Source organism: Oceanobacillus massiliensis str. N'diop, from assembly GCF_000285495.1.
GTDB classification, from domain to species: domain Bacteria; phylum Bacillota; class Bacilli; order Bacillales; family Amphibacillaceae; genus Oceanobacillus; species Oceanobacillus massiliensis.
This window is the reverse complement of sequence record NZ_HE610977.1, coordinates 836,668-848,799: the sequence shown is the minus strand read 5'-3', so window position 1 is coordinate 848,799 and position 12,132 is coordinate 836,668. Positions and strand designations below refer to the sequence as shown.

Annotated in this window: 6 protein-coding genes and 1 pseudogene; 5 read left to right on the top strand and 2 right to left on the bottom strand. The window is 34.4% G+C overall.

The annotated features are described in order from the left end of the window. Position 1: 1 nt before the first annotated feature. Positions 2 to 1,471 carry a UDP-N-acetylmuramoyl-L-alanyl-D-glutamate--2,6-diaminopimelate ligase gene (locus OMHG_RS09680; RefSeq protein WP_010650451.1) on the bottom strand — a complete coding sequence of 490 codons (1,470 nt, stop codon included), beginning with the start codon at positions 1,469 to 1,471 and terminating at the stop codon, positions 2 to 4. A 591-nt stretch (positions 1,472 to 2,062) separates the two neighbouring features. Further along, positions 2,063 to 2,410: a hypothetical protein gene (locus OMHG_RS09675; protein ID WP_010650449.1), complete on the bottom strand. Its 348-nt coding sequence runs from the start codon at positions 2,408 to 2,410 to the stop codon at positions 2,063 to 2,065. A 534-nt stretch (positions 2,411 to 2,944) separates the two neighbouring features. Here OMHG_RS09675 and OMHG_RS09670 point away from each other — a divergent pair. From OMHG_RS09670 to OMHG_RS09645, 5 genes and pseudogenes are all read left to right on the top strand, one after another. Further along, positions 2,945 to 4,945, top strand: a complete 2,001-nt coding sequence (locus OMHG_RS09670; protein WP_010650448.1) for an N-6 DNA methylase — start codon at positions 2,945 to 2,947, stop codon at positions 4,943 to 4,945. 47 nt (positions 4,946 to 4,992) lie between these two features. Beyond that, entirely contained in the window at positions 4,993 to 5,574 is a 582-nt protein-coding gene (locus OMHG_RS09665; RefSeq protein WP_147629042.1) for a hypothetical protein, read from the top strand. A gap of 298 nt (positions 5,575 to 5,872) precedes the next feature. Further along, complete coding sequence (locus OMHG_RS09655; RefSeq protein ID WP_010650442.1) at positions 5,873 to 7,657, top strand: type I restriction-modification system subunit M; 1,785 nt, start codon at positions 5,873 to 5,875, stop codon at positions 7,655 to 7,657. Beyond that, positions 7,647 to 8,924 (top strand): restriction endonuclease subunit S, encoded by a 1,278-nt coding sequence (locus OMHG_RS09650; protein WP_010650440.1) that lies wholly within the window; start codon positions 7,647 to 7,649, stop codon positions 8,922 to 8,924. Before OMHG_RS09655 ends, OMHG_RS09650 begins: the two co-directional genes overlap by 11 nt. Before the next feature lie 13 nt (positions 8,925 to 8,937). Continuing rightward, positions 8,938 to 11,954: pseudogene (locus OMHG_RS09645) on the top strand (type I restriction endonuclease subunit R). Positions 11,955 to 12,132: the final 178 nt, after the last annotated feature.

The window sequence follows — 12,132 nt, the reverse complement described above, 5'->3', positions numbered from 1 at the left end:
TTTAACTACTCCAAGAATGTTTTTTCTTATTAGTAATATACAAAACGGTGTCTTTATCAGAATTCGTTTGCAACCGGTAATTTTGCTGGTATATTTCTTGGCCTTTCCCGGTAACAATGATCCAATCATCTGGATTGCTATGTTCTATAGCCCACTTTATGGCTAGGGTTCGATCGGGAATGATGAGTCCTCTTTCATTTCCATAGAGGTTGTTTAAGCTGTCTAGCATTTCTATCATTTCACTTTGGGGAACAGAATTTAAATCATCTAGGGTCAAAATATATTGATCGCTTGTGCCAGAGGTTACTGTCAACATTTCTTGTCTTTTACTCTGGTCCCTATCGCCCCGGAAGCCGAATATGTGGATTACTCTCTCCGCGCCGTACCGTTTTGCAGTTGTTAAGCAGTTTAAAATAGCTTCTGCGGTATGGGCATAGTCGACTACGATGGTAGCGCCATTAGAAAGTTTAGTTTTTTCAAAACGCCCCTCTACACCTTGGAAATTTGAAACGGATTCAATAATGGAATCCTCACTAAGACCCACTAGTCTAGCACTAACATAGGCCATCAAGGTATTATACATATTGTGAATCCCATGCATAGGTGAAAAAATAAGGTTTAATTCATCTCCATCTTCAAGGAAAATGGTAGAGTTTTTGACGTTAAAATAAAGTATCCTCACTTTATTATTAGTAGATTGACCAATAGAATTTACGTTAATTCCCTTTCCCTGTAAGACTTTAGCCAGTCTTTTACCCCAATGATTATCTGTGTTAACAATGGCTTGTCCAGCTTCTTTTAAATGGTCAAACAATAACATTTTTGTTTGAAAATAATCTTCCATCGAAAGGTGGTAATCTAAGTGTTCATGTTCAAGGTTCGTAAACAGGCAAAAATCAAATGTGATGCCCTGTACTCTATGTTGGGATAACCCGTGTGAGGAAACTTCCACGATGACTACCTCATCCTTACTTTCCGCTATTAATTTATGTAAATCTAATGAGCTTGGAGTAGTGTTGGCGCTCTTCTTAACCCGGCCATTGATAACATTTTGTATTGTTCCAATTAATGAACATGACTTTCCATTACTTTCTAAGATATGTTTCAGGATATAACTTGTCGTTGTTTTTCCATTCGTCCCTGTAATACCGATCATTAGCTTTTGGTTTGAAGGATTGCCATAAAATTTATTTGCAATGATCCCCAAAGCTTTTCTACTATTCTCAACTTGTATGTAAGGTACAGTTAAATCGGAAATTTCTGATTCACCTACTATTAAACATGCACCTTTTTCAATAGCTTCCAGGATAAATTGGTGACCATCTTGATTGAACCCGTTAATTGCCACAAACATATAGCCATGTAACACGTCAGCTGAACTGTCTGCTATACCTCTAATAATGAGGTTTGCTGTCTCAGAATTTACTTTACTCGCAGTACTAATTTCTTGAAGAAGGTTCTTTAACTTCATAGGTGGTTTTACTCCTTTTATGCAAATGTTATTATCCTTAATCTTAAATAGAAAATATGGAGTAAGTGTGCAGACTAAGTACTTGTAATAATAGCTTAATATTTCAGTATTAAATTGGTAATAACTCATCTAAATTAGAGGTGCGTTAAAATATAAATAATGAGCATGATTAAAAAGATGTCTTTATTAGTTGGAATGATATTACTAGTTAGGTTTCCTAAGTAAATAAAGTGGCTACCAAGGATACGGCAACTTCATCTCCAGCCATTATGAATAATTCTTCTTTAATTTTTTAGGTATTATGATTAGTAGCCCTTGGTTCAGGATACATATGAGATTGTCCATCGTTCCATAACAAACGAAAGGGCTCACAAAGTAGGGGGATTAAAGAATTACCCACACTTTATGAGCTCCGATACTTAAAAGATAGAACCGCCAAGTACGTAAACCGTATGCTTGGTGATGTGAGAGGCCTACTAGTCATTTAATGGCTAGTTACCTACTCAATTGTCATCATTCATTTGTAATAAAGAATTTGAAAGTATCAGCGATTACTCGGAGGAGGATACTTAATTAATTGCGTTCAATATTTTAAGACCGTTTTCTCAATAAAATGAATATATTATTGCTTGCTAGGTAAATTTTAAAAATATCTCCTTTATTTAGATACATAAGTTTTATAATCTCTGCTGGTATCCGGACAGATCCTCTATTGTTTAATACCATTTTATTTTCAGAAGCATCACCATTATTTTTTTGTATTACTATATCATTTGACTTGGTTCTCAGACTAATTGTTACCTCAACACCTGTTTTTAATTGTAATGTATTTCTAATTATTTTTGGAATAGTAACTGAATGCACTTTGGATAAGGTGCAAATTAAGCCAGTCTCATTCAAGTGTTGGGAGTTATCGAATAGATTAAATGCTTTACTCATAAAATCACCTACTAGATTATCAAGATTATACTTAATATACTTTTAAAATATCGAGATTGTTTGCAGAATAAATATTTTAAAAGCTTTTGAAATTTGGGAGAAGAGTGTTTGTAACGAACTGGTTCTAAATTGCTCAAGGAGGACTTAGTTTTGTTTGCCATGCGGTAATATTGCATAAGCACTTTGATTATAAAGATAATAAAGGCTAATGTGATAAAATCAGTTCAGCTAGAGTACACCTTAACGATACATTATTAAGCTTTGATATATTAACGTTTCATGTGTACAACTAGGGTTGTATTATAATTTTGACCTTTATTAAGAGGTGGATTTACCTTTAGTGATTATCGGTTCGCAAGAGTTAGCTCAAATACCCTTTGGGAAAGCTTTAGTGGGAACCTGTAGATTTTTACTGGCTATTTACGATTAATCTGTAAAGTATCCATATTTTAAAATGTGTATGATTCATACTTGAATATGAAACGTGTATGGGTTATACTCTTTTTTAGATTACTAAAGGGATCAAATGTAGAAATGACAAAAAAATTAAATTCAAAACAAGTGTATGAGCCATACACTTGTGAGGGGAGTGCTTATGAAAACAAAAAAAACATTACAAAGTTAGCACATAATCAAGTATCGCAAGTTTACGGTTTTTTCCCCAGAGGTCCGAAATCATACAACGCAAAAGCTATCTATTTTTCATTACTAACATTAAAAAAACTTAGTGAAGAAAATGATCAATATTCTTATGTTATCCCTGAACATGCGAAATGGGGCAATTTGGAAGGCGATGGTGGGAATTTTAAAATCAACATCGAAAATGCCTTCAAAGCAATTGAAGATCTTAATCCAACATTACTAGGTATTTTCCCTCTTGTTGATTTTAAGGATATGGATCCAGGAATATGGTTGAGGTTAGTAAATTTGATAAATGAAACATCACAACTTAATACCAAGCATCCTGATTTTACAGCATTTATCCAAGCAGTTTTAGGGATGTTTATAGAGAAGGATAATGTAGATGAAATATCTACCCCAAAAGAGATTAGCGAATTAGTTATAAAGATCTTGAATCGTTTTGAAGGAGAAGTATACGATTGCACATCGGGAATTAATGAATTTTTAATTGAACAGTATCACTATGCGGCTGATAACAATGGTAATGTGAAATTATTTGGTCAAGAGATTAACCGAGAAGCTTGGGCGCTTGGAAAGATGAATTTTATTTTACATGGATTAGATAAAATAATAGCATCTACAAAGTGTGGTAATTCAATTACCAACCCGCTTTGGTTAGAAAATGGAAAACTAAAGACATTTGATGGTATTGCTAGTAGTCCCCCTTTCGGTCTAGGGAACTGGGGATATGAAAAGGTAATTGACGATAAGTATCAACGTTTTTTATATGGCGTGCCAAGAAAGTCCTCTGGTGACTGGGCCTTTATTTCACATAGTATTGCTTCTTTAAATGAAACTGGAAAAGCGGTTATTGTAGTACCATATGGCGCACTTTTTAGAGGAGTACAAGAAGGGGAAATTCGAAAGCAGTTTATTTTGGATGATGTAGTAGAGGCCGTTATTGGTCTACCTGCAAATTTGTTTAATAACACAAGTATTCCTGTTGCGTTATTGGTTATCAATAAATCCAAGGATTCATTTATGAAAGATAAAATTTTTTTTATTGACGCTGAAAATGAATATGGTAAAAAGGGAGTGAAAAATCTATTACAATTAACTAACATTAATAAAATTGTAGATGTATACCACAACTATAAAGAACTGGAAGGTTATAGCACACTAGTAGATCTTGAAACAGTACAACAAAATGAATTTAATCTATTACCATTCCGCTATTTTGACAAGGTTGAGGTAGAAACGGATCTTGGTGAAATGGTCGTTTCAAAGTCGGCCTATGAAGAGGTAGACAGCATTCCAATTGGAGATATTGCAGATTTACAGCGAGGTCTGAATATTACAGCGAAAGAAACGGAAGCAACAGAAAGCAATTGCAAAGTAATTAATTTAGCCGATATCGATTCAGAAGAAGAAATTATATTTAGTCAACTCAAAGGTGCATTTCTTACCGCAAAAAAGCTAAATGGGCAGAATGTGATAGCCGGGGATATATTAATTTCCAGCAGAGGGGCAAGGAAAACGAGAGTTGTTGTGATACCAGAAGATGTAGAATCGAATATCGTATTCTCTGCTAATTTTATACGCTTGAGATTGAATAATCTAAACAAATATCATCCGCACTTTGTAAAGTTTTTCTTGGATAGTCCAGTAGGGCAGTACTTCATTAAGTCATATCAAACCGGAAGTATGGTAACGGTTCTTAGTACAAAAGATATTGAAAAGATAATGATTCCCCAAATATCTTATGAGGAGCAAGATGTAATAGCTAACCATCTCTTACAAGTGAAAAAGGAATACATGAAGCAACTAAATTTAGCTAATGTCATAAAGCAAGATGGGTTTATGGAGGCTTATCAATCTATGGGATTAGGTGAATCCTTTACATTGCTAAAATAAATTTAGAAAGGAAGGATTGTATGTTACTCTCCAAAAAGTCGATTGTTTTGGCGTTTGAAGGTTATATTTTCCAATCACATTCTGAGGTATCCCAAATAGCAGAAATGTTTAATTTTGATGTTGTATTAGAAGACAATCCCAAAGCAAACAGTATCAATAAAAAAATAAGTTTAATGAGAGAGGCAGTTTATTCAGGCGCTTTAAATAAATCCGACTTATTAGAACTAATTCAATATTTATCAAAATCATTGTTGGAGGATGATACTGAATTTAGATCTTATGAGCGTAATATGTTAATTCGCTCTTTGGCGGCAGATGGTTTTAGTTTTGATGACAGTAGTAAAACACTTATCAGAATTGTTCCTTCAGAGGTAGTACAAGCCAAGGAGCAGGTGTTTCTGCTATTAGAACAAGATGAGGACTTATTTAAACCAATATCAAAGCGCATGGAGGATTCTTTACAATCCTTTCGAGAAGGCGACTATAAAACTTGTATTCTAAATCTACGCCTCACAACCGAAACGATTGTTAAAAATTGGCAGAGGTGCGAAACTTACATCTTGACAAGAATAACGAATCGAAAAATCAAAGTGTGCTGCGCACGGCATTGGGCAATACAGTTATCCTAGATAAAAGCAGAAATTTGGTTAATGACCAATCGAAAGGGCTATTCAACGGTCTTTACAATTTCTTGTCAGCTTTTATACATGCCGCGGACAATATTGACCAAATAGGTGAAGTTGAACCTGCGGAGGAAGATGCTTTATTAGCAATTCAAGTGACTTTCCCAATTATTAAAACGATGATAGTCAATTATTATTCAGAAATGTAAATACTAAATTTACCAGCTACAACCTATATTCCCTGTGGCTGGTATACTATAGGTATTTGATAATGGAATAAACTATATATTTAGGAGTAGATGAAATGAGCGAATTAAAACGTAATTCCCAAACAACAGCAAACGTTCAGAAACAAGCGAATCTTATATGGAACGTAGCAGATATTTTAAGGGGTTTATATAAGCCACATGAATATGGGAAAGTAATACTACCTATGACGGTAATAAAGCGTTTACACGATACATTATTACCAACGAGAGAAAAAGTAATGAAAGCATCAGAGCAGCATAAAGAAATGAACGAAGCATTTCGTCATCGCTTTTTGACACAAGCTTCAGGTTATTCATTTTACAATACGAGCGTATATACGTTTGATACGTTATTAGCAGATCCTGCGAATATCGAGACGAATTTTCGAGCTTATTTAAATAGTTTCTCGGAAAACATGCAAGATATTTTAGAAAACTTTAAATTTGACACTGAAGTATCCACTTTAGATGATAATGATGCACTATTTCACATTATTCAAGAATTCAATAAAAACGAATCATATTTAGGACCAGACAAAGTAACCAGCACAGATATGGGATATGTATTCGAAGAGTTAGTCCGTAAGTTTTCAGAGAGCTATAACGAAGAAGCGGGAGAGCATTTTACGAGCCGAGATATTATTTATTTAATGACAGATTTGTTGCTAGTAGAAGATAGAGATACATTGACGGGACAAGATGTTGTGAAGACGGTCTATGACCAAACAATGGGAACATCTCAAATGTTATCGGCAATGGAAGAACGTATTCATGATTTTAATAAAGATGCAGAAGTTAGAACATATGGACAAGAATTGAATCCTGAAACATATGCGATTGCCAAAGCAGATACGATGATTCGCGGTGGAAATCCAGACAATATGGCATTAGGGAGTACGTTATCAAATGATCAGTTTGAGGAATATCAATTCGATTATTGTATTTCAAACCCGCCGTTTGGAACAGACTGGAAAAGAGATCAGCAGAAAGTAAAAGCTGAGCATGAACTGGGAGAAAATGGACGTTTTGGTGTTGGGCTGCCGAAAATCAGTGATGGGCAACTACTCTTCCAACTTAACGGTATTTCGAAGTTAAAAGAGAATGGTCGAATGGCGATTATTCATAATGGATCTGCGCTTTTCTCTGGAAATGCTGGCGGTGGTGAAAGTAGTATTCGTCAATATGTTATTGAAAATGATTGGTTAGAAGCGATTGTACAATTACCGAATGATTCTTTTTACAACACAGGTATATCTACGTATGTATGGCTTATTACGAAGAATAAATCTCCTGAACGCGAAGGGAAAGTACAATTAATTGATGCGTCTAAGATGTTTGAAAAACGCCGGAAAAATATTGGAGAAAAGCGCGTTGATATATCAAATGAATGTCGGGACATAATTGTTAAAGCGTATGGAGAATTTGATACCAAAAAGTATAAGTTAGATGATAGACTAGTAGAATCTAAGACTTTTGATAATGAAGAGTTCGGCTATACACGTGTAACAGTTGAAAGCCCTCAACGTGACGAAGAAGGAAATATCATTTTAAAGAAAAATAAACCTGTAGCAGATACGATACTAAGAGATACAGAAGAAATTCCTTTAAAAGAGAATATTGATGCTTACTTTAAGCGTGAAGTACTTCCATTTAATCCAGATGCGTGGATGGACCGTAAAAAAGATAGAATTGGCTATGAAATTCCGTTTACACGTTTATTTTATAAATATACGCCGCCAGAGTCATCAGAAATCATAAGTGAGCGTATTAAAATGCTAGAAGAATCAATCGTCGCAAACTTCCAGGCGTTATCGGGTAAGGATGTGAGTAATGTTGACTAAAGAAATGAAAGACTCAGGTGTTGATTGGTTAGGGGAGATACCCACGGATTGGGTAGTGTCTAAAATTGGTTCACACTATATTAATAGAAATGAAAAGGTGTCAGATTTAGATTATGAACCGTTATCGGTGACCAAAAATGGTATAGTTCCGCAATTAGACTCGGCAGCAAAATCCTCCAATCATAATAATAGAAAATTAGTTCTTAAAGACGATTTTGTCATTAATTCTAGATCAGACAGAAAAATGTCATCAGGTATCGCTTATTCAGATGGATCTGTTTCTGTAATTAATACAGTAATTCATTCAGATACAATATCAAAAGAATACACTAAGTATTTATTGAAAAACTATTCATTTGCAGAAGAATTCTATAAATGGGGGACTGGAATTGTTGCAGACTTATGGTCTACAAGATGGGAGAAAATGAAGAACATTCCAATACCTGTACCTAATATTGTTGAACAAGAAAATATTGCTGCGAAGATTGATAAGTTTAGTGACAATATCAAAAACGTTATAAACGAAACACGGCAATCCATCGAAGAATTGAAGAAATATAAACAATCCATCATTACAGAATCAGTAACAAAAGGATTAAATTCCAATGTGGAAATGAAAGATAGTGGAATTGAAGTGATTGGGAAAATCAAAAGAAACTATAGTGTCATTCCGCTAGGCTATTTGGGGTCACTACAAAACGGTATCAGTAAATCAGGAGACCATTTTGGAGAAGGCTATCCTTTTGTTAGTTATAGCGATGTTTATAATAATAGGGTACTTCCATCTACAGTACAAGGGTTAGTGAAGTCAACAGTAAATGAACAGGAATATTATTCAATACAAAAAGGTGACGTACTATTTACTCGTACTTCAGAAACTATTGAAGAAGTAGGAATGGCCTCAGTTTGTTTTTCAGATATTGAACATGCAACATTTGCCGGTTTTTTGATTAGGCTTAGACCCAATGAAGAAAGTGAATTTTCATCTCAATATGCGAGATATTATTTAGAAGCAACTTTTATTAGAGACTTTTTCGCAAAAGAAATGAATTTGGTAACTAGAGCTTCTTTAAGTCAGCCATTATTAAAAAAGCTTCCTATTATATTACCTAGTGTTGATGAACAACAAGAAATTGTTTCTTATTTAGATGAACAAACTAATAGAATCGATAAATTAATTTCTGATAAAGAAAAAGTAATCAAAGACCTCGAACAGTATAAAAAATCACTTGTTTATGAGTATGTGACCGGTAAAAAAGAAGTGTAAGGAGGTATGTTTTATGCTTGAAAATAGAGAAGTACGGTTTGAAAAAGACATTGAAGCAAGTTTAATAGATGAAGGCGGCTGGGAATCAGTCGCCTTCAAAGATACAAATTATGATCCGCAACATGGATTAGATGTTTCTTTACTATTATCTTTTGTTCAAGAAACACAACCGAAAGTTTGGAAACGTTATGTAAGAATTTATCGTGAAGACGCTGAAGCGAAGTTTATTAAACGATTTATTGAAGAAGTAAATACACACGGGCTGTTACATGTGCTTAGAAAAGGGATTAGAGATCGTGGTGTCACTTTAAAGGTTATTTATTTTCGTCCTGTTTCTTCTTTAAGTTATGAAAACATCGAGCAGTTTGAAGCAAATCACTTCCAATGTATTCGTCAGTTTGCTTACAGCAACAATAACCGTAATACGATTGATATGGTGCTTGCAGTCAATGGAATACCCCTTGTCGCTTTAGAATTGAAGAACCAATACACGGGCCAAAATGTTGAACATGCGAAGGTACAGTTTGAAAATGATCGAGAACCGAATGAAATTGTATTTCAATTTAATAGGCGCTTCTTAGTTTATTTCGCTGTTGACCATTTTGAAGTATTCATGACAACTAAACTGAAAAAAACAAAACATACTTCTTACCTTTTAATCAAGGTTCAAATGGAGCAGGACAAGTTGGTGGAAAGGGGAATCCACATAATAAAGAAGGCTACCCAACAGCATACTTGTGGGAACAAGTGTTACATCGTAATCAGTTTATGGATATTGTCGAACGCTTTATGAATTTTGAAGTGAAAAAGAATATTTTAATTTTCCCGCGCTATCATCAATTAGACGTTGTAAATAAGCTTATACAAGATGTAGAAAATCATGGAACAGGGAAAAATTATCTCGTTCAACATTCAGCTGGTTCAGGAAAATCGAATAGTATTGCATGGCTTGCTTACCACCTAGCTTCCTTACATGACGAAGATAATAATCCAATTTATTCTTCTGTTTTAATTGTCACAGATCGAACAGTACTAGATAGACAGTTACAAGATACAATTACAAGTTTCGAACATACAACAGGACAAGTAGAAACGATTGGTGAGAATAGAACATCTCAAGACTTGAAAAATGCAATTAACGATAAAAATAAAATTATTATAACCACCCTGCAAAAGTTTCCTGTGATTTATCATGAAGTTGATGAAGTGGCAGGAAGACGATTTGCGATTCTTGTCGATGAAGCGCACTCTTCTCAAACAGGTAGTAGCGCGCAAAAATTAAAGCAAGCGCTCGCAGATAAAGAAGCGTCCTTAAAAGAGTATCAAGAAATTGAAGAAGGTATTGAAAATCAAATGTTAGATGAACAAGATCAGCTTGTGAATACGTTATTATCTCAAGGACAGCATCAAAATTTAAGTTTCTTTGCATTTACGGCTACTCCAAAAGAAAAAACAATTGAAATGTTCGGTACAAAACAAATTGATGGAAGCTTTGCACCGTTTCATATTTATAGCATGAGACAAGCGATTGAAGAAGAGTTTATTTTAGATGTATTAAAAAACTATATGACATATAAGACTTCTTATCGTATTGCTAAAGAAATAGAAGAGAACCCTGAATTACCGAAAACAGAAGCCGTTCGTGCAATTTCCCGGTATCAATCTTTCCACCCTTGGGTATTACGGCAAAAAACAGAAGTAATGATTGAGCAGTTTAGAGCAGTAACAAAAAAAGCAATTGGTGGTAGAGCAAAGGCAATGATTGTAACACCTTCACGCCTCCATGCAGTTCGATATATGAAGGAGTTTAAAGCTTACATTAAAGAGAAAGGTTATACTGATCTTGATGTTCTTGTTGCTTTTTCGGGTACTGTTACAGATGATGACAATGAATATACAGAACCGAGTATGAACGTAACGAAAGATGGCGAACGGATTAAAGAAAACCAATTAAAAGAAACATTTCATGGCGATGACTTTAATATATTAATTGTTGCAGAGAAGTATCAAACGGGTTTTGACGAGCCATTACTTCATACGATGTTTGTCGATAAAAAATTACGTGGCGTGAAGGCAGTGCAGACACTATCCCGTTTAAATCGAACAATGCAAGGAAAAAAGGATACATTTATCTTAGACTTTGTGAACACAGAAGAAGAGATATTAGAAGCATTTCAAGCTTTCTATGAAGTAACGATATTAAAAGAAGAAGTAAACTTGAACTTAATTTATGATACGCAAAGTAAGTTACGTAAATTTGCGTTGTACAATGACGATGATATTGCACAGGTGATGAAACTAGTGAAACAAGCACAAAAGAAGCAAGATGAGCGTTTATTAGGTCGTATTTCTAGTTTATTCAAGCCTGTCATTCAGCGGTATGAGGACTTACCAGAAGATACAAAATATGAGTTCAGGGTGACATTACGTAACTTCGGAAAATGGTATAACTATGTCGCACAGTTAGATCGAACATTTGATATGGAATTATTAGAAGAAAACATTTATACAAGTTATTTATTAAATTTTATCCCTAAAGAAAAGCGTGAAAAGGTGGATATCGCAGATAAAGTAAAGCTTGAATATTATAAGCTTCAAAAGGATTTTGAAGGCGAAATCATGCTCGTTGCTGAAGGTGAAGAGGGTGGTGAATTAAAGCACCCTGAAGAATTTAATGCTAACGTAAAGCCAGTAGAAGAACGTGATTCATTGGAAGAGATTATTCACCGAATTAACGAACGGTTCCCAGATGAATTTTTTCCACAAGATCGAGTAATTGTAGAAACATTGCACAAGGCATTCACAGAAGTAAGAGATGCGAAAATAGTGAATATGGCTAAAAATAACAGCCAAGAAATGTTTGAAAATAGTTTGTTTAAAGATGTGTTCCTTGATCGAGTAATGGATGAATACACGAAGAATACAGAAGCTTATCAAAGGTTAATTGGAGCTGACGATACTTACTTTAAAACTGTCTATGCATTTATTGCTGCAGATGTTTATAAAACATTGCGGTCTGATGAAGTATAGGGTAGAAATTTATCAGTAACAGAATCAAAAGATAAATATTGATTAAAACAGCGAATGTCAGTCATTTCTAGAAAGGTTGGTAAAATTACTTTTATAGATGGCTGGCATTTATTTTTTTAAAAGAGGATGGAGTACATATTAAATTTTGTATTTTGTGCGGGAAAACAAGTTTTTAAAT